The organism is Granulibacter bethesdensis (assembly GCF_001889545.1).
GTDB lineage: Bacteria > Pseudomonadota > Alphaproteobacteria > Acetobacterales > Acetobacteraceae > Granulibacter > Granulibacter bethesdensis_B.
In genome coordinates this window covers 1241449-1260468 of record NZ_CP018194.1, presented here as the reverse complement: position 1 = coordinate 1260468, position 19020 = coordinate 1241449, and the positions used below count along the sequence as shown (strand labels likewise).

The window sequence follows — 19020 nt, the reverse complement described above, 5'->3', positions numbered from 1 at the left end:
AAGCCATCAGCCCATACACGGGTTGCGCTATTCATCGCTTCAACCAGCCTCCAATCCCATCCAGATTTTAACGGCCTGCACCGTCTCGGCCACATCATGGACCCGCAAAATATCGGCCCCTCGCGACAGGGCATGCAAGGCAACTGCCACCGAACCGGGCATACGCTGTTTCGGGAGAATAGTCCCGTCACCGGCCAGTGCCGCAATCATACCTTTACGCGATACGCCAATCAGCAGGCGACAACCCAGTGTGGCAAGCAAAGGCAGCCGATCCAGCAAAGCCACGCTGTGACGGTTCAGCTTGGCAAAGCCGATCCCGGGATCGATGGCGATATTGTCACGGCGGATGCCTGCTTTTTCAGCCTGGTTCAGCAGATGCTGCAATTCATAAAAGACATCCTCGGCCACATTTTCATAGGCGATGTTGGCGCCATCCATCATCGTCGCCGGCGTACCACGCATATGCATCAGCACCACGGGACACTGGGCCTCCGCCGCAAGACGGAGCGAGGCAGGATCATGTGTCAGGCCGGAGACATCATTGAAAATACGCCCCCCCGCATCAAGCGCCTTCCGCATGGTGGAGGCATTGCGTGTATCGACAGAAATCACCGCCCCTCTGGCTGCCAAAGCGCTGATGACCGGCAGAATGCGCCGCTGTTCTTCTTCCGGCGGCACGGGAACACTGCCTGGACGGGTGCTTTCCCCCCCGATATCCAGAATATCCGCGCCCTGAGCGAGCATCTCTTCTGCATCGGCAACAGCCCGGCCGACATCGAAACGATCACCGGAATCGCTGAAACTGTCTGGCGTGACATTGATGATGCCCATAATTGCCGGTCGCGCAAAACCGGCCCAGTGGGGACGGAGGGCTGTCAATCTCTCCCGTTCCGGCTCTTCCAGCCGGCTCGCAGGAAAAACGGAATCACCTTCCCTGTACAGGGAAAATGCCAATGGACCGCCAAGAAAGGGCACCGCCATGCCTGACGACACAGCCAGACGCGCTGCTTCTGCATTCAACAGCCCAAGCGGTTCGACGGGGGCAAGAATATCTGTTTGCGCCCCCTCCTCCTGATGTCGCGTCATCTCAGCCGGTTAGCCCGGCTGAGGGGCTGCCCCAAACCCTTCACCGGGTGGAGGCGTCGCCGGACGGCTTGTCGTAGGAACAGAAGACCGGCGTGTTTCCGGCATCGGCTCATCCACGACCTTCTTTTCAATCTTCTCCCCGCGCATCACCATGCGGCTTTCTTCACCGGACAGGGTCTCATATTCCAGCAAACCCTGCGCCAGCAGATGAAGTTCATCGATATGCTGGGTCAGGATTTCCCTTGCGCGCGCATAGGCACGGTCAATCATCTGTTTGACCTCGCCCTCGATTTCACGGGCCGTATGCTCGGAAATGTTCTTGGACTGGGTCACCGAATGACCCAGGAAAACTTCCTGACTGTTATCACCGTAAGCAATCATCCCGAGTTTGTCGCTCATGCCCCATTCAGTGATCATGCGGCGGGAGATGTCCGTAGCCTGCTTGATGTCACCGGAAGCCCCGTTCGACACCTGATTGGGGCCGAAAATCAGCTCCTCCGCGACACGGCCACCCATCGTCAGCACAAGTTTCGCCAGCAAATAGGATTTGGAGTAGCTCAGACGGTCGCCTTCCGGCAGGTTCATAGTCAGACCCAGCGCGCGGCCGCGAGGAATAATAGTGACCTTGTGCAGGGGATCACTGTCCGGCTCATAGATACCGCACAGCGCATGGCCTGCCTCATGATAGGCCGTCATACGCTTCTCGGCATCGGACATGACCATGGAGCGGCGTTCAGCCCCCATCATGACCTTGTCCTTGGCATCCTCGAACTCGGCCATGGAGACAGTACGGCGGGACAGACGGGCCGCCAGCAACGCAGCCTCGTTCACCAGATTGGCGAGATCGGCACCAGAGAAACCGGGGGTGCCGCGTGCAATCACCTTGGGATCGACATCGCTTGCCAGCGGAACCTTGCGCATATGCACGCGAAGAATTTTCTCCCGCCCGGCCACGTCCGGATTAGGCACGACCACCTGACGATCGAAGCGACCCGGACGCAGCAGCGCCGGATCAAGCACGTCGGGACGGTTGGTCGCCGCGATCAGAATGACGCCTTCATTGGACTCGAAGCCGTCCATCTCCACCAGCATCTGGTTGAGGGTCTGCTCACGTTCATCATTGCCACCGCCGAGCCCGGCACCGCGATGACGTCCAACCGCGTCAATTTCGTCGATGAAAATAATGCAGGGCGCGTTTTTCTTCCCCTGCTCGAACATGTCACGCACACGGCTGGCACCGACACCGACAAACATTTCCACGAAGTCGGAACCGGAAATTGTAAAGAAAGGAACGTTCGCCTCACCCGCAATCGCACGCGCCAGCAACGTCTTGCCAGTGCCTGGGGGGCCAACCAGCAGCACACCCTTGGGGATCTTGCCGCCAAGACGCTGGAATTTCTGCGGGTCTTTCAGAAATTCGACGATTTCCTGCAATTCGCCTTTGGCTTCATCGATGCCTGCAACATCCTCGAAGGTCACCCGGCCCTGCTTTTCGGTCAGCATACGTGCCCGGGATTTACCAAAACCCATAGCCCGCCCGCCGCCGGACTGCATCTGGCGCATGAAGAAGACCCATACCCCGATCAGCAGGAGGAACGGAAACCATGACAGCAGGTAATGCAGGAACGGCGAAACATCCCCATCTTCCGGCTTGGCCACCACCCTGACGCCCTTGTCGGTCAGATGCTGCACCAGACTCTGGTCATCGGGGGTGTAGGTCTGGAATGCTTTGCCATCTGTCATCGAACCGGACACGTTATGTCCCTGGATCGTGACGCTCCGTACCCGACCGCCATTAACCTCGCCAATGAAGTCCGAGTAGGCGATCTGCGCTTCCTGCGGCTTTCCGCCACCCGGCTGGAACTGGTTGAACAGCACAACCAGAAGCAGAGCGATGACCACCCATAAGGCCAGGTTACGGCCGAAATTACCCATCATCAGTGCGTCCCGGGGCCGAAAGCGGGCCCTAAAATGAAATCATCTGCTGATTGCATCCGGTCAGGGATTTCGTCAGCTGTGTCAACATAAGCACTCTTTTTGTCCAGCGCACCCCCTTGCCGCCAATAACTGGCGGAATGACGGACCCATCAGCCCATCACGGCAGGCTGAAACAAGGCTCCGGTGGCTGGCTGCGCCGGGCTGAGACACAGTGTCGCGCCCGGATCGCTTCTCACGATACCAAGATGCGGCACCGCTATCAGGTTCTCTCCCTGCCGCCAGCTGGGCAGTGTCTGCAAAATGACCGAAGGCAGTCCATCGCGTGAGCGGAACAGCTTTGCATCCTTGCCAAGCGCACCGAGAGACAAGCCTTTTGCTTCTGCTTCTCCCGACGGGTCACGGATACGGAAACGCTGATCCCAAAGCCCTCCATCCCTGGCAGAAATGGGGGGCTGTTGCGCGGCATGCTCTCGCACAATCAACCAGTCCCCCGGCAGACGGCCAGCAGGCATCACTCGTACGCCCTCCAACGTCATGGATCGCAAGCCATTCTGGAAAGGCGTCAGCCTGGCATGACGTGGGCGGTAGTCCCTTCCGCTGACTGCCGCCAGAACAGCCGCAAGGGAGGGACATGACAGAGTGTTTCCACTGACAAGTGCATATCCCTCGGGCAGGAAAGACACGGTTGCAGCCAGTTCCTGCGCAATCGCCTGCTCCTGCACCCGTCTGGCCATGGCTGCGTGATGGGCCACTGCGAGCAGATCATCCCGCTGCTGGCCATCCCGCTCCACGACTTCCCGCGCCTGTGTGCGGCCGGCAGCAGGAGCGTGATTGGACGGATCTTCTACCCAGCCCAGACCATGGTCACGTACCACATTCCTCAGACAGGTTTTGTCGAAAGCCAACAGCGGGCGTAACAGACGAATATCAGACGCTTCACGGACCACAGCCATCCCTGCAAGGCCTGTTACGGCACTGGCTGCCTGTTGCCTGATCCATATCGTTTCAGCCTGATCCTGCCGATGGTGACCCAGCAAAAGATCAAGGATACCTTCGTTCCGGCAAGCGGCAATCAACGCATCATAACGGGCGGCTCTGGCTCGGCTTGCGATCGCGCTGCCCCTGTGAAGAGTGGTCAGCCGGATTAAACGGGCTTCAATTTTTTGTGTTTTCAGTCGATCCAGCGTGACCTGTGCTTCAAAAGCCGATTCCGGGCGGAGTCCATGATCAACCACCAGTGCCAGAACCGAACCACCGCGTGACCGCTGCCACCTGGCTGTCAACAGGGCGAGGGCCAGACTGTCAGATCCACCGGACACCGCAACCGCAACCCGCTGCGAGGCCGGCGGCACAATCCGGGCCATTGCCTCCGCGAAGGCGGATGGCGTGACCCGATCATGATCACGACTGCCTGTCTCCAGGCCAGATCGCTGCTTTTCAGGAACAGCCATAGCGGAGCCTGGCCGCCTTCACATTGGTACCGGCTGCAGCAGAGGGAAACTCTCTCTGAAGTTTGGCAATCGTCGCGCAAGCGGCTGGTTTCTCATTGATAGCCCCCAGAGCATTGGCCAGCCCAAGCAGGGACTCCGCCGCATGAGACCCAGTCTTGTTGCGCTTATAGACCGTATCATATGTCAGGGCGGCCTGTTGCCAATCCCTTCGTCCGGCCAAAGCCTGAGCCAACAAATACTGAGCATCATACGCATGGGGATGGCGAGGATTACTCAGAATCTGCTGCGCAGCTGCCTCGGCAGCCGCATAGTCACGACGTGCCAGTGCGGAATATCCTGCCTGCAACGAAAGCTGGGGCGTGGGCGCCGGCGCCGTCATCTGTGACGGTGGAGTGGGTGCCGTCCTGCCTTCAGCACTCTGCGCCCCGCTAACGCGGGGTGCGGCTAAAGGGGCATTGTTACCATTCGCCCCCCCCATCTGATATTTCAGATCGTCCATCTGCTTGGCCAGATTATCGGACTGCGTTTTCATACGGTTATCAAGATCGTCGATACGACCCTGCACAGTGCGAACCTGCTCTTCCAGAGTCTGAACCCGCTGAAGAAGCTGCGCCAGCAGATCGCCGTTCACATTCCCCTGTGACTGAACAGGAGCAGTCGTAACGATATTCCCCCTGCCCTGACTGCCCAGTTCCTGCAATTGCTGCCGAAGCTCCAGAATCTGGTTTTGCAGGGCAATACCTTCGCGGCTTTCTATCTGTGCAGACGCAGTATCAGGGGCGGCCAGAAAAGCTGGCCCCGCCACCAGGATCGCGGCCAGCAACGGCCTAGCCATACGCTTCATGGAATTCCTCCGGGAAACAAAAAAGGTCAGGAAGCATTGCTTCCTGACCTGATCCTGTCTGTCGCCAGAAGGCAAGAGGGAGAAGAGCCCTGCTGCCTTCCCAACGACACGATCCTGCTATCAGCGAACCGAGGTGATGGCGTTACGGTTCTGCGCCCATGCCTGTTCGTCATCGCCAACAGCGGTCGGGCGATCCTTGCCGTAGCTGATGGTGGTGATACGGGAAGAGGCAACGCCTTTAGCCACCAGGAAGTCACGGGCGGCATTGGCGCGACGCTGACCAAGGGCAAGGTTGTATTCTTCGGTGCCGCGATCATCGCAGTTACCGGCAACCTGCACGCTCACCTGCGGGTATTTCTGCAGCCATGCAGACTGACGATCCAGAGTACCCTGGGCATCGGTGCTCAGGGAAGACTGGTTGAACGCATAGAACACGCGGTCACCAACGTTCTGGACCAGATCTTCCTGGCTGCCAGGAACAACACCGGTAGCAGTGGTGGAAGCACCGGCACCCGCCTGATTGGCAGACTGATCGCTACCGGAGCACGCCGCCAGAAGGGCGACAACGGCCATAGCGCCGAAAAGCTTGTAGTTCATTGCTTTTTGTATCCCTACACAAATTGACAGGCTGTTTACGTGCGTTCCCGGTTTTTTAACGAACGGGATTGATCCCGCCACGTCTTACCGGGCGGATTATCGAATCATTACGCGATCGGTCAATATCCTCACCAGCACCTAAACCACTTCTCTCCAGATTTTAATCTTATCCGGCCAAAGGTGACCAGGCAGGATCGCTGGCATCGGTCGGTGTTGGAACAGGGCGTTCATTAAAGCCTGTAATATCAACAGAAACGAGCTTCTGCCGACCACCGGAAGCAGACCAGAACATCAGCACACGACCATTGGGGCAGAAAGTCGGCCCTTCGACATCGTATCCCTGTGCAAGAATACGTTCGCCTGAGCCATCGGGTTTCATGACACCGATGTTCCAGGCCGAGGAGCCAAGCCGTGTAAACGCGATCAGATCACCGCGCGGCGACCAGACAGGTGTCGCATAACGCCCGCTGCCAAAGCTGATGCGCCGCACACCGGATCCGTCCGCCCCCATGACATAAAGTTGCTGATCGCCCCCACGGTCGGAGTTGAACACGATCTGGCTGCCATCCGGGCTGAAACACGGGCTGGTATCAATCGAGCCGGAATTGGTGAGCTGGCGATGACCACCGCCACCAAGGCCCACAACGTAAATATCCGATCCGCCCCCGCGTGTCATCGACATCACGACACTGGAACCATCCGGCGAGAAACGCGGCGCAAAGGTCATGCCTGGCCACTCGCCCAGCATCCGCTGGCCGCCCGTGGCAAGGTTGAAAGTGTAAACCCGCGGGCGGTTATTGGCATAGCTCATGAAGACGATCTCATCCCGCGTGGGATGAAAACGTGGAGTCAGCACCATCCAGCTACCATCGGTCAGATAGCGGTTATTGGCACTATCCTGATCCATGACCGCCAGCCGCTTCGTTCGGTTGGTGCGTGGTCCGGTATTGGAAACATAGACGATCCGGGTATCGAAATAGCCTTTTTCGCCCAGCATACGCTCATAGATCACATCAGCGATGATGTGGCTGATCCGGCGCCAGTTACCGGACGTCGTGGTGTAAGCTGTGCCTTGAATCTGCTGCTGCGGAAGTACGTCCCACAGACGGAATTCAACGCGCACGCTGCCACCACTGCCGGAAACATTGCCCGTCACCAGCGCCTGGGCGCCGATGGCGCCCCAGCTCTGGAAATTCGGCACATCCCCGCTCTGCTGAGGATAGGCACCCGGCGCCACGATGCGGAACAGTCCGCTGCGTTCCAGATCGGCAGCGATGACACCGGCCATATCCTGTGCAAGCTGGGAACCGCCCCCAAAAGACGGAATGGCGATCGGGATCGGAGCAGTCCGGGCGCGATCCACATCGATGACGGCAGACTGGCCCGCCGCCTGCTGGGCCATAGCGGGACCGGCAAAACCCAGCGGTGCGGCAAGCGCCGCAGCGGAGAAGCCCAGCATATCACGCCGCCGCAGCCCCATCAGCTGCTCGGCTATGCGGTCCGGGATACGGTCTTCATGCGTCATTGCGATTCCTCCTGGAAGGATCTTGCCCTGTTCGGCAGGCATTTGTGTGGCAGAGCGTCAAGCCTGTCACGTTCCAAGTCTGTCACGTTCCAAGCCCGGCAGGTTCATGGTCTGAAACGGAATTTGAAGGATGACGGTTTGCCGGCCAGCTCCGGCGGCAAAGGCAGAGTTGCACAGCGGCTGTCCAGCACCGCACGTCTGGCCCGTTCTGCGAAGGCCCGGAACACCGGATTACTCATTTTACCCGCTTCTGCCGGATCGATCATGGCGCGATAGGCAATACCACCCGGACGCGTATCGACATCCAGAATAACAGAGAAATCCTTCACGTTCTCAGCCCCGGCATCGATGGTCCAGCATTCGCGCACCCGATCACCCACCGCGCCACGCTGCACGGCACTAAGCGACGCAGTGTCGTCAGAGGTCGGGGATCCTCCGCCATTTCGCCTTGCCCCTGATGCAGGATTGGGGCGGGCGGTCGGCGGCCTGGTCTGCTTCTGAAGCTTGGCCAGCGCCTTCTCCAGCGTATTTTCATTTGCCGGGCTGTCAGCAGCCGGATTTTTGGTCTCGTTCGGCTGATGCGTCTTGCTCGGCGGCGACTCCACCGGCTTCGGCGGCGGCGGAATCGGCGATGGAGGCACAGGCTGGGCTTGCTGCACCGGCCGCGGGGGCGCGGGCGGCGGAGGCGGTGCGACAGGCGACGGCTCCGGGCTTTCCTCACGCGGAGGCTGCGGCTCCGGCTGCACCGGAGAGGGCGCAGCAGGCGCTGAGGTCGGCGGAGGCGGCGGAGGGGGTGGTGGCGGGGGCGGAGGTTCCGTCGGCTGCGGCTTTGGCGGCTGCGTCGCCGTTTCCTTTTCGTCGTTATCCTCCCGGTCAGCCGGCGCAGCAACCTGACCGGACTGCTCGGCTTTCCGGGCCGTTTGCGCCGGTCCCTCGAACTCCATTTCGACCGGCTTGTCTTCCGGCGGTGGTGGGGGGGGCGTAATCGGAATCCCGATCAGGATAATGGCAAGCACAAGCACGTGGACGGCGAAGGAAATCGCGGCCCCACGGCTCAGCGAGCGGTTCATGCGCCGCATGGCGCCCTCCCCACCGCTCCGGCCATGACCATATCCCGCAGGAACACCGTCATTGTGTGTTTGCCACCGCGTTCAGAGAATCAGCGCTTGCCGGGTTTGGCAGAGGCGGCAGGCGCAGTTTTTGCGTCTGAACCAGCCACTGCCGGGCCCGGCTGTTCAGCCAGCAGCGCCACCTTGGTGAAACCGCCCTGCGTGATGGTGCCCATCACCTGCATCACGGTCCCGTAGTTCACGTCCTTGTCACCACGGACGAAAATGCGGCGATCCTTGTTATCCTGCGCCACGGCCTGAAGCTTGGCGACCAGTTCAGGCAGCTGAACCTGATCGTTCTGGAAATAGACGCTGCCATCAGGCTTGATCGACACGGTCAGCGGAGTGTTGTCCTGATTGACCGGTGCGGCATTGGTCTTGGGCAAATCAACATTGACGCCGGAAGTCAGCATCGGTGCCGTCACCATGAACACGATCAGCAGCACCAGCATGACATCGACCAGCGGCGTCACATTGATTTCGGCCATGGGGCGGTAACGCCCTTTTCCGCGTCCGTTACCGCCGCCCACTGACATCGCCATGATAAAATTCCTTGCTGACGTTCGACGTGATGCTGAGCAAAGCCATGCTCAGGTCACGGGCGCTCTTCAGATTGACGGGAGAGGATCGCGCCGAATTCCGCCGCAAACGCTTCCAGCCTCGCTGCGAAACGCGCCATGTCGGTGCTCAGCTTGTTGTAGATCAGCACCGCAGGAATAGCGGCAACCAGCCCCATCGCGGTTGCGAACAGCGCTTCGGCGATGCCCGGTGCCACCACGGAAAGATTGGTGTTGTGCATGGCGGCGATGGAGGAGAAGGAGTTCATGATGCCCCACACCGTCCCGAACAGACCGATGAACGGCGCTGTAGAGCCGACGGAAGCCAGAAACACCATCCAGCGTTCCAGCCGGTCCATTTCCCGCCCGATGGTCACAGCCATGGCGCGATCGGTGCGCTCCCGCACGCCGGAACGGCTGAGATCGGTCCCGGCAACCCGTGCCGTCCGTCGCCATTCACCCATGGCGGCACCGAACACGGCGGCAATCGGATTGGTCGGCTTGGCGCCTTCATTTTCATAAAGCTCGTCCAGACTGCCACCAGACCAGAAACGATCCTCGAACGCATCGGCGGCCCGATTGGCCCGACGCAGGCTGACAAATTTGTCGATCGCCACGGCCCAGACCCAGATGCTGGCAAACAAAAGCAGCAGCATCACGATCTTTACGATGGCATCAGCTTGCAGGAACAAGCCGAGCAAGGACAGGTCGCCGCCAGCGGCGGCGTTACCTGCCAGATTGGTCGCTTCCACAGCGCGGTCCACTATTGCTCTCCCAAGGTCGGAACCGGGCTGGTACCCGATCTCGACAATTCATCCAATGCCTCTTTCCAGCGATCCGGCACGCGGGCCGGTTTCTGGTCGTCAATTTTTACACAGGCCAGCCCGATACGCAGCAACGCCCGCAGCTCGCCCTCCGGCCCCTCCACCCTTTGCTCCAGTTCAGCCGACGCCGCACCCATCGATTCGACGCGCGTTACCACCGTCAGAAGATCATCGAGAAGCGCAGGTCTGCGATAGTCGATCCTCACGCGGCGCACTACAAACATCAGGCCATGATCGCCCGTCAATTCCGCATGGGGCACGCCGCAATCCCGCAGCATTTCGGTCCGCGCCCGTTCCGCAAAGCGGAGATAATTGGCGTGATAGACGATGCCACCGGCATCCGTGTCCTCATAATAGATGCGGACAGGATAGTGATGGCGGCCTTCCATGATCATGGATATTTTCCTACGGCTTATTCATCTGCACTGCCATCGCGATGCAACAGGGTCAGCATATCCGGCTGGCCGCCCGCTGCCGATGGGGGCGGCGCCAGCCCCAGATGCCGCCAACCCGCTTCACCCAGCATACGCCCACGGCTGGTGCGCAAAATCAGCCCTTCCTGAATCAAATAAGGTTCGATGACATCTTCCAGCGTATCACGCGCCTCGGCCAGAGCAGCCGCCAGGGTCTCGACCCCGACCGGCCCACCGGCATGATGCTCCGCGATCCGGCGCAGATAGCGCCGATCCATCGCATCCAGTCCCAGCGAATCCACCTCCAGCCGCTGAAGGGCCGCATCGGCGGTGGCACGGTCGACAGGGGAAACACCCTGAACCATCGCGAAATCCCGTACCCGGCGCAGCAACCGCCCTGCAATACGCGGCGTCCCGCGGGAGCGCCGGGCAATTTCCGCCGCCCCTTCCCGGCTCAGATCAAAACCAAGCTTTTCTGCGCCTCGCGACACGATCAGTTCCAGCTCGGAGGCTGTATAGAAAATCAGGCGCAGCGGGATGCCGAACCGGTCCCGCAAAGGTGTTGCCAGCAGCCCGGCCCGCGTCGTCGCCGCCACCAGCGTAAAGGGCGCCAGATCAATCCGCACCGAGCGCGCCGCCGGTCCCTCACCGATGATCAGATCGAGCTGAAAATCCTCCATGGCCGGATAGAGCACTTCCTCGATCGCCGGCTGCAGGCGATGAATTTCATCAATGAACAGAACGTCTCTCGGCTGAAGATTGGTCAGAATCGCCGCAAGATCCCCTGCCCGCTGGATAACGGGACCGGAGGTAGCACGAAACCCGACCCCCAGCTCCCGCGAGACAATCTGCGCCAGCGTGGTCTTGCCCAGTCCCGGCGGGCCATGCAGCAGGACATGGTCCATCGCCTCTCCACGGGCTTTTGCGGCCTGGATGAAAATAGAGAGATTTTCCCGGCTGGCCCGCTGACCGATGAATTCGGACAGCATCTGCGGCCGCAGGGAGGCTTCCGCCGCATCATCCTCCAACCGGACACTGCTGACCGTCCGGTTCTCCTGATAAGGATCGTGTTCAGGCATAAGGCAGATCGTTTCCCGGATGATCAGCGGAGTGGTTAAAACAACAAATTGTCAGTGTTATACGGTTTTATGGATGATCTATGGCAGCTACAGTGTGCTCGACGAATCCTTACCTCCGCAATCTGGGCAGGGATACGGCGCAAAAACAAGAACGAACAGGGGGCAAGCCCTTTTTTCAGGGAGGTTGGTATATAGATGACCGATCAGGTCTCTTTCGATTCCGCCTTCAGGCAGGAATTGCATCGTCTTTTGCGCTGGCGTCGCGATGTGCGCCATTTCCGCCGCGAGCCTTTGCCCGTGGATACTCTGCCTCGGCTGCTGGCCGAAGCATGTCTTGCTCCTTCCGTCGGGTTGAGCGAACCATGGCGCTTCGTACTGGTCGATGATGCAGCCCGCCGGGCTGCGATCCGCGCCAATTTCGAAACCAGCAATGCCGATGCCCTGTCAGCCCTGCAGAACAATGGTCAACAATCGCGCGCCCAGCTTTACGCACGGCTCAAACTGGCCGGGCTGGACGATGCACCGGTTCATCTCGCGGTGTTCTGCGAGCCTGATCCTGAACAGGGGCATGGTCTGGGGCGAAAGACCATGCCGGAAACCCTCGCCTATTCCACCGTGATGGCCATTCACACATTCTGGCTGGCGGCCAGGGCGGAAGGGGTGGGCGTCGGCTGGGTGTCCATTCTCGACCCCGAGCCGATCAACGCCATGCTGGATGTCCCTGCCCATTGGCAGCTGATTGGTTATCTGTGTGTCGGCTATCCGGTAAAGGAGAGTGAGACGCCGGAACTGGAAGAGGTCGGCTGGGATCACGCAAGGCGCGATGCAGGGCTGCTGCATCGCTGATCCCCTTCAACCAGGCGCAAGCTCCCGCAGGCATTGGCGAAGGATGGCATCAAGCCCTGCCTCCTCGCCCAACGCCTCCCGCACCCGGCGGATCGTCGCCAGTGCTTCCGGCCTGCGGTAGCCGAGATTGAGCAGCGCCGATAATGTATCCTGCTCCACACCGCCAGCGGGACCACTGATCGCCCCCATGCCGCCGATCGTCACCGGGCCAGCGGGCATGGCACCCACCTTGTCTTTCAATTCCGAGACAATCCGGGCCGCCAGTCTTGGTCCCACACCGCTGGCGCGGGTCAGGGCACGCTGATCACCAGCCATCAGCGCTGAAATCAGATCACCCGCAGACAAGGCGGACAGGATGTTCAGCCCCACTTTGGCCCCGACCCCCTGCACAGTGGTCAGCAGGCGGAACCAGTCTCGCTCTGCCGTATCGACAAAGCCGAACAGAGTGATCGCATCTTCCCGCACCTGCGTTTCGATCAGCACCCGAGCCACCTCCGGCGCACGGGGCAGCGCCGCCAGTGTGCGGGAGGATGCATGGACCACATAACCCACGCCATTGACGTCGATCAGGCAGCGATCCTCCTCCAGCCCGTCCACCAGCCCGGTGAGACGACCGATCATAAGTCCTGCTTCCTTCCCGTCCTCATGCCATCACAGCACCGCGCGCCCATGCGGAACGGCTGGCCCGGTGATGAGCATGGCAGATTGCCACCGCCAGAGCATCCGCCGCATCGGCCCGTTTCAGGGTGGCGCCAGGCAGCAGACGCTGCACCATCATCTGCACCTGATCTTTGGTGGCCCCACCTGTCCCGACCACGGCAAGTTTCACAGCCTTGGCACCATATTCCGCAACGGGCACATTTCTCAGGGCCGGAGCCAGCAGCGCCACACCCCGCGCATAACCCAGCTTCAGCGTCGCCGTGCCGTTGCGGTTGACATAGGTTTCCTCGACCGCCGCCTCATGCGGATGATACGTCACCAGCAGGCTGGTCAAGGTATCATGCAGAACACGCAGCCGGGCTGGAACACTCTCGGTGCTGTCCGTCGCAATCACGCCATCAGCGATATGGCGCAAGCGGTTTCCCGTCGCCTCGATCACCCCCCAGCCGGTAAAGCGCAGGCCCGGATCAATACCGAGCATCCGGACCGTTGCCTGAGCGGGAGGAGAAGCTGACAGCATCAGGCCGACAGAGCCTGCATCACATCATCAGGAATGTCGAAATTGGCATAGACTGCCTGAACGTCATCATTGTCCTCCAGCACGTCCAGCAGCTTCAGCACGCTGGAGGCCTTGTCCTGATCCAGCGTCACCGTGGTACCGGGACGCCAGTCCAGCTTTGCGGCTTCCGGCGCGCCAAAGCGGCTTTCCAGCGCATCGCGCACGGCAAAGAAATCCTCCACGGAGGTGGTGATCTCATGCGTTTCCGCCGTGCTCTCCACATTGTCGGCCCCGGCCTCGATCGCGGCCTCCAGCATGTCATCAGCACTGCCTGCCGAAGCAGGGAAACGGATGACGCCAACGCGGCTGAACATAAAGGAGACAGAGTTCGTTTCCCCCAGCGCGCCGCCATATTTGCTGAATGCCGAACGGACATCAGCCGCAGTGCGGTTGCGGTTATCGGTCAGGGCCTCGACAATCACTGCCACACCGGCAGGGCCGTAGCCTTCATAGCGCACTTCCGCGTAATCATCGCCCTGCCCGGCCCCGGTCGCCTTCTTGATGGCGCGGTCAACCGTATCCTTGGGCATGTTAACCTCACGCGCCCAGCTGATCGCGGCACGAAGGCGCGGATTGGAGGCCGGATCAGGCAGGCCCGAACGGGCTGAAACCGTGATTTCCCGGATGACCTTGGCAAACTCCCGCGCCCGGCGCGCATCCTGCGCGCCCTTGCGGTGCATGATATTTTTGAACTGACTATGGCCGGCCATCGCCGCGATCCTGCATTTCTGTCACTGTGTCATAAAAGCTGTGGGCCGGGTCTACAGCAGATTATCCCGCCCGGTAAACCGCCACCCGTTTCTGCTGTTATAATCAAGGCCTATACAGAGAGGGCCGGTATCATCTGTGAAAGACGTCCACCGATCCGGATGGGTTCTACCCTGACCGCATGACCGGTCGCATCATCGCTCTCCACGAAAACACCGCATACCGTCGCATCTCCCTCGGACGGCGACAGACGCTCGCCGGGTGTCTTGCGCCAGAACCGGGTGGCCGCAGCTTCCTTTCCCATGCCGATCACACTGTCATAATCACCGCACATGCCGGCATCAGTCTGGTAGGCCGTGCCCCCCGGAAGGATTTGGTGATCAGCAGTAGGAACATGTGTATGTGTACCGACGATTAACGTCGCCTGCCCGTCAAAACTATGGCCGAACGCCATTTTTTCGCTGGTCGCTTCTCCATGCACGTCGATCACGACCGCCTGAATACTGCCGCCCCCTGCTACGCCACCCAGCTTGTAGCGCGACAACTCCTGCGCCGTCAGCCGAAACGGGCAATCCAGCGGATCCATGAACAGGCGGCCCATCACATTGATGATCAGCGCCCGCCGTCCCCCTGACAGCTCCACCACCACGGCCCCCTGCCCGGGCGTACCGGGAGGAAAGTTCAGCGGGCGCACCACCCGTTTTTCCTGACTGAGAAAAGGAATCAACTCCTTCCTGTCCCATGCATGGTTGCCGAGCGTGATTACATCCGCGCCTGCATTGAGAAAATCACGGGCCATATCCGGCGCCAGACCGAAACCGTGGGAGGCATTCTCGCCATTCACCACGATCAGATCAGTCTGCAACCGGGTGCGGAGATCAGGCAGGGCACGCAGCACTGCTTCCCGCCCTGAACGCCCAACCACATCGCCTAAAAATACAATTCGCATGGGTGTCGTCCTTCAGTCAGGGCTAGAATACCGGATTGAACCGGCAATGGTGCTGGATAAATGATTGATTTGGTGGGAAAATTTTGCGGCTTGGCTTGGCATTCCAAAAAATTCTCAAAGCGTTCTCAGGCTGCTCTATGACACGCCGCGCAGGGAATGCCACTGATGGTTTTCCCTCTCCTGCCATGTCCTGATGATGATAATGCACAGGATAAAAAAGAACGGTAAAATGGGTCGGATAACCCCGTCTCAAAAACTCTTCAAACAGTGTGTACCGAGGTATCAGACAAGCCCTGATTACCGTCAAAAAATGCCCTAAAAAGGTGCTGTACTGAGTAGGCGGCTATGCGATGCAATGGGCCGGTGGATACAATAACGTCGCTTCGTGTGATCCGCTCATATCGTTTCGCACCATGGTTGCGCACCGGCTATGCCAAACTGGGAAGAACTACGGGATTATTCCGAGTTGATCGCGCTGGCAGTAGATCATCGCAGCCAGTTTGAAGATCTTGTTGCTGAGTTCAGCACCGATGCGGATTTTTCACCAAAACGAAGTTGGTGACACAACGCTGGCCGGACGGTGCGCCAACGGGACATAATGCCTTCCTCTTCCCGCCCATGGCCGGAGCTTACATGTGACAGGCAAGCATTACTGAATCAAAGACGCGGCTTTAATGGGCTCCGCCTGCCACGCCGCCCCCTGATTGTCCAACGATACTTGTGCAGCAGGGGAAATGACCGGTAAGCGTGCATCCCATGATCGTCAAACAGCCCAATCGCATCCTGATGCTGTTCACCCTGCGGGGGTCGGTGCTGCCGGTCATCCTGCCCAAGGTTTCGCTGATCATGGCGATCTCCGCCGCACTGGCCATTGTTCTGCATGCCCATCCGGGTGCCTATCCCGAATTCAGCAGCGTCCCCTTCACCCTGTTCGGACTGGCCCTGTCTATCTTCCTCGGCTTCCGCAACAACGCCTGTTACGATCGCTGGTGGGAAGGACGTAAACTGTGGGGTGCGCTCGTCATCGAGATGCGGGCACTGGCACGGGATGTAACCGCCTTTCTTCCCACCGATCATCCGGGCCGGACACATATCCTGCATCAATGCATCGCTTATGCTTACCTGTTGAAAGCAAGGCTGCGGGATGAAACTGGTCTTGATGAAGCAGGGCATTATCTGTCGGTGGAAGAGCATGCTGCTCTGCTCGCTGTGCACAACAGACCAGAAGCAATCCTGCGCAGCATAATGGAAAAAATCGCCGATTGGGGCCGGCATGGCCTGCTGTCAGACATCATCATGATGACACTGGAGACACGCCTCCATGCCATTGGGGCCGCGCAGGGAGGATGCGAGCGGATTGTCTCAGCGAATACGCCTTTTGCCTACACGCTGTTACTGCACCGGACGGCGTGGATTTTTTGCCTGTTGCTGCCATTCGGCTTCGTGTCCACGCTCGGTTTTGCAACTCCACTGCTGACCGGTGTGCTCGCCTACACGTTTTTCGGACTGGATGCGTTGAGCGACGAGCTGGAACAGCCTTTCGGCCTTCATCAGAACGATCTGCCACTGAATGCGATCGTGCGCGGAATCGAGATCGACTTGCTCGAAACTCTGGGGGTGGATGCGCTTCCGGCGCCTCTTGCCCCCATCAAGGGCGTGCTGACCTAATTCGGCTGGCGATCAGGGCAGAGGATCGTCTCCTGCTCCGTCACAACAGCACGGAGGGGAAAATCCGTTGCTTCCACCGGCACGTTATCCACTTCAAACGCCGCGAAAGCACAACCGATTGCTTGCACCGAAGGCAGTGCGGCAAGAGTCCGGTCGTAATAGCCGCCACCATAGCCAAGTCGGTTTCCGGTGCGGTCGAAGGCCAGCAGAGGCACCAGCACCGTTTGCGGAATAATCTCCGGCCCGTCGGGGTGAAGGGTGCGGAAACGACCCTCGATCATGGCCGCGCCCGGCATCCATTCACGGAAGATCAGCTTTTCGCCTTTCTTCGTCGTCACCGGCAGGGCGATCCGATGCCCACGCGCATACAGCGCTGCCATCAGAGGCCGCAGGTCAAGTTCACCGGGAAGAGGCCAGAAAACCGACACAACATGGCCCGTAGCAGGCGGAAGATCGCGCAGCAGATTTTCACCCAGCTTTATCCCGGCCGATGGATCAAGTGATTCGCGCAAGGCATAGGCGCGCTGACGCAGGGCCTGTTTGCGCCCGGCAAGGGACATGTCCTGATCAGCCAGCACCATCATGACCGCGCCATAGTATGAGAAAGGAAAAGGGGAGCCACCCTGGCCGTTGGCGTATCATCCTCCTCAGACCTGCTAGAGCAGGTGGGCACCGGATATCATGACCACGGCCATGACAGCGCCAGTTCCCGAGGGAATGCTTATCGGCCCGGGGGATTAATGTGCCTGACGCACCGGGCAGCTCCGCGTTCCTATTTAGGGATGGTTGAGAAAAGCTGCAATCTCTTCCGCACGCTCGGCCAGACGTCGCAGCCTTTCGATGAAGGCGGGATCATCCTGCACGGCAGGCCGGCCGTCATCATGCGCCGCCCTGTGAGCATCGCCGTAGGTGGCATGGCTCGGATCCTGACTCAGTTGCCGGACTTCCCGGCGCAGATCGTGAATTTCGTCCGCCATGAGCAAAGACGCCAGCACCAGCAAGCGTGCCTCCCCGCTCTGACCGCCTTGCGACTTGATATTGTCGATCCGGTCCTCGACCTGCTGCGCCATGGCCTGGAGATGATGCTCCTGACCATCCTCGCAACCCACCGTGTAGGCGTATCCATTGATGCGCACCGTCACTTGCGCCATTCGCCTGTCCCTCCCAGAGACTGGCAGCTATCAGCCACTGCCATGGAGTCTGGTGCCTTGTTAGTCTGGCCCCGACCTGAACTGTCCCGGCTTACTGCCATGAATTATAATGAGGCGGCGTGAAGTTAGCCCCCTCTTCCGTGGGCGTCCCATAGCTGACTGAATGGTATGAACCATCATAAGTCTGAGGGGGCGATGCGGATTCCGGTGATGGTGGGGCCGCCATGTTTCCTTCTTCCGCTGAGTCCGGGAACTCATTCGGCCCCTCATGAGGGGCTGCCTCACCCGGAAGCAGGGTTTTTTCCAGATCAGGCAGTGCTGCTGACCTGTCCTCGGCCAGTACCTCACGCAACTGTGTCACCAGATAGTCGATCCGCGCGGCGAGATCCTCCAGCCTTGGATCCGGCCCCGGCGGAGGGGATGACTGCACCCTGGTCGCGTTGGCGAGGCGGTCCAGAGCAGCCTCGATCCGCGCAGTGGCTTCCACCGCATCAATCTTTCCGGCCATTGATCCTCCGCCGCCCACTTATTCCAATCTTGCGTTGAAACCAGCCAACCGCTTGAAGGTCAAGCATGATTCGGTTCAGCGCAGTGATTGTCCATGGGATGGAGGATGTCCGAAGGACGCTTCGACATGCCTCTGTGGCTCAAACCGGCGTGGCCCTGCTCTCTGCGCCTGGGATTCTTGCGTCCGGTGGCTGCGGCTGGTGGCTGGCCATGATGCAGGCCGCCAGCAGGGAGTTTCCTGATATTCCCTTTCAGTCGCTCGCGGATTGTGGAGATGCGCCGGGGCTGGCCGCCGCCCTTTTGCGGGCAGCGTGGCCCATTGACGAAACCGTGACATGGCACATGACAGGACAAACGGGCGAGTCCCCGCCTCTGATGCTCATTCTTGCTCCTTCCCCCGCCAGCCCGGCCATCGGTTTCATGGCGGAGTCGGCATGCATTCCCCTGCTTTCTGCACCGCCACCGGCCTTTCATCTGCCATTGAAGGGCCGGAGAAACGGCGCAACTCTCGAAACTTTGCTAACATGGCTCAAGACCCCGGCGTGACAG

The 19020-nt window shown here is 59.9% G+C and carries 21 protein-coding genes and 1 other RNA gene; 3 read left to right on the top strand and 19 right to left on the bottom strand.

What is annotated here, in order from left to right; translation table 11 throughout:
• Positions 1–39: 39 nt before the first annotated feature.
• From folP to ruvB, 11 genes are all read right to left on the bottom strand, one after another.
• Complete coding sequence (gene folP, locus GbCGDNIH8_RS05780) at positions 40–1086, bottom strand: dihydropteroate synthase (RefSeq protein WP_072572434.1); 1047 nt, start codon at positions 1084–1086, stop codon at positions 40–42.
• A gap of 9 nt (positions 1087–1095) precedes the next feature.
• Positions 1096–3021 carry an ATP-dependent zinc metalloprotease FtsH gene (ftsH, locus tag GbCGDNIH8_RS05775; RefSeq protein ID WP_072573682.1) on the bottom strand — a complete coding sequence of 642 codons (1926 nt, stop codon included), beginning with the start codon at positions 3019–3021 and terminating at the stop codon, positions 1096–1098.
• A gap of 152 nt (positions 3022–3173) precedes the next feature.
• Positions 3174–4475 (bottom strand): tRNA lysidine(34) synthetase TilS, encoded by a 1302-nt coding sequence (gene tilS, locus GbCGDNIH8_RS05770; RefSeq protein WP_081368868.1) that lies wholly within the window; start codon positions 4473–4475, stop codon positions 3174–3176.
• Entirely contained in the window at positions 4462–5319 is an 858-nt protein-coding gene (locus GbCGDNIH8_RS05765; protein ID WP_081368867.1) for a tetratricopeptide repeat protein, read from the bottom strand. The genes tilS and GbCGDNIH8_RS05765 overlap by 14 nt, the downstream gene beginning before the upstream one ends.
• 120 nt (positions 5320–5439) lie before the next feature.
• Positions 5440–5916: a peptidoglycan-associated lipoprotein Pal gene (gene pal / locus GbCGDNIH8_RS05760; protein WP_072572433.1), complete on the bottom strand. Its 477-nt coding sequence runs from the start codon at positions 5914–5916 to the stop codon at positions 5440–5442.
• Between the two features lie 166 nt (positions 5917–6082).
• Positions 6083–7441 (bottom strand): Tol-Pal system beta propeller repeat protein TolB, encoded by a 1359-nt coding sequence (tolB, locus tag GbCGDNIH8_RS05755; RefSeq protein WP_011631813.1) that lies wholly within the window; start codon positions 7439–7441, stop codon positions 6083–6085.
• Between the two features lie 104 nt (positions 7442–7545).
• Positions 7546–8520, bottom strand: coding sequence for a hypothetical protein (locus tag GbCGDNIH8_RS05750; RefSeq protein WP_081368866.1), 975 nt, complete (start codon positions 8518–8520; stop codon positions 7546–7548).
• 80 nt (positions 8521–8600) lie between these two features.
• Positions 8601–9092 (bottom strand): protein TolR, encoded by a 492-nt coding sequence (gene tolR, locus GbCGDNIH8_RS05745; protein ID WP_072572432.1) that lies wholly within the window; start codon positions 9090–9092, stop codon positions 8601–8603.
• Positions 9093–9145: 53 nt separating this feature from the next.
• Positions 9146–9871, bottom strand: a complete 726-nt coding sequence (tolQ, locus tag GbCGDNIH8_RS05740) for a protein TolQ (protein ID WP_072572431.1) — start codon at positions 9869–9871, stop codon at positions 9146–9148.
• Entirely contained in the window at positions 9871–10326 is a 456-nt protein-coding gene (ybgC, locus tag GbCGDNIH8_RS05735; protein WP_072572430.1) for a tol-pal system-associated acyl-CoA thioesterase, read from the bottom strand. The genes tolQ and ybgC overlap by 1 nt, the downstream gene beginning before the upstream one ends.
• Before the next feature lie 17 nt (positions 10327–10343).
• The gene (gene ruvB / locus GbCGDNIH8_RS05730; RefSeq protein ID WP_072572429.1) at positions 10344–11423 is read right to left on the bottom strand and encodes a Holliday junction branch migration DNA helicase RuvB; all 1080 of its coding nucleotides are present in this window, start codon (positions 11421–11423) and stop codon (positions 10344–10346) included.
• 195 nt (positions 11424–11618) lie between these two features.
• Between ruvB and bluB the strand changes: the two genes are divergently transcribed.
• Positions 11619–12269, top strand: coding sequence for a 5,6-dimethylbenzimidazole synthase (gene bluB, locus GbCGDNIH8_RS05725; protein ID WP_072572428.1), 651 nt, complete (start codon positions 11619–11621; stop codon positions 12267–12269).
• A 6-nt stretch (positions 12270–12275) separates the two neighbouring features.
• Here the strand turns inward: bluB and ruvA are convergent, their stop codons facing one another.
• The 4 genes from ruvA to GbCGDNIH8_RS05705 all read right to left on the bottom strand — a co-directional run bounded on the left by ruvA (position 12276) and on the right by GbCGDNIH8_RS05705 (position 15145).
• Complete coding sequence (ruvA, locus tag GbCGDNIH8_RS05720; protein ID WP_072572427.1) at positions 12276–12890, bottom strand: Holliday junction branch migration protein RuvA; 615 nt, start codon at positions 12888–12890, stop codon at positions 12276–12278.
• Between the two features lie 22 nt (positions 12891–12912).
• Complete coding sequence (ruvC, locus tag GbCGDNIH8_RS05715) at positions 12913–13449, bottom strand: crossover junction endodeoxyribonuclease RuvC (RefSeq protein WP_072572426.1); 537 nt, start codon at positions 13447–13449, stop codon at positions 12913–12915.
• Positions 13449–14198, bottom strand: a complete 750-nt coding sequence (locus GbCGDNIH8_RS05710; RefSeq protein ID WP_025320708.1) for a YebC/PmpR family DNA-binding transcriptional regulator — start codon at positions 14196–14198, stop codon at positions 13449–13451. Before GbCGDNIH8_RS05710 ends, ruvC begins: the two co-directional genes overlap by 1 nt.
• A gap of 110 nt (positions 14199–14308) precedes the next feature.
• The gene (locus GbCGDNIH8_RS05705; protein WP_072572425.1) at positions 14309–15145 is read right to left on the bottom strand and encodes a TIGR00282 family metallophosphoesterase; all 837 of its coding nucleotides are present in this window, start codon (positions 15143–15145) and stop codon (positions 14309–14311) included.
• A gap of 756 nt (positions 15146–15901) precedes the next feature.
• Here GbCGDNIH8_RS05705 and GbCGDNIH8_RS05700 point away from each other — a divergent pair.
• On the top strand, positions 15902–16813 hold the full coding sequence (locus GbCGDNIH8_RS05700) for a bestrophin family protein (protein WP_072572424.1): 912 nt from the start codon (positions 15902–15904) through the stop codon (positions 16811–16813).
• Here GbCGDNIH8_RS05700 and GbCGDNIH8_RS05695 read toward each other — a convergent pair.
• The 4 genes from GbCGDNIH8_RS05695 to GbCGDNIH8_RS05680 all read right to left on the bottom strand — a co-directional run bounded on the left by GbCGDNIH8_RS05695 (position 16810) and on the right by GbCGDNIH8_RS05680 (position 18472).
• Positions 16810–17397 (bottom strand): 5-formyltetrahydrofolate cyclo-ligase, encoded by a 588-nt coding sequence (locus GbCGDNIH8_RS05695; RefSeq protein WP_081369042.1) that lies wholly within the window; start codon positions 17395–17397, stop codon positions 16810–16812. The genes GbCGDNIH8_RS05700 and GbCGDNIH8_RS05695 overlap by 4 nt on opposite strands.
• A gap of 27 nt (positions 17398–17424) precedes the next feature.
• Positions 17425–17581: non-coding RNA, 6S RNA (gene ssrS, locus GbCGDNIH8_RS05690), on the bottom strand.
• 8 nt (positions 17582–17589) lie between these two features.
• The gene (locus tag GbCGDNIH8_RS05685; protein ID WP_072572423.1) at positions 17590–17964 is read right to left on the bottom strand and encodes a cell division protein ZapA; all 375 of its coding nucleotides are present in this window, start codon (positions 17962–17964) and stop codon (positions 17590–17592) included.
• 91 nt (positions 17965–18055) lie between these two features.
• Entirely contained in the window at positions 18056–18472 is a 417-nt protein-coding gene (locus tag GbCGDNIH8_RS05680; RefSeq protein ID WP_072572422.1) for a hypothetical protein, read from the bottom strand.
• A gap of 65 nt (positions 18473–18537) precedes the next feature.
• On the opposite strand from GbCGDNIH8_RS05680, the gene GbCGDNIH8_RS05675 reads away from it, so the two are divergent.
• The gene (locus GbCGDNIH8_RS05675; protein WP_072572421.1) at positions 18538–19017 is read left to right on the top strand and encodes a hypothetical protein; all 480 of its coding nucleotides are present in this window, start codon (positions 18538–18540) and stop codon (positions 19015–19017) included.
• Positions 19018–19020: the final 3 nt, after the last annotated feature.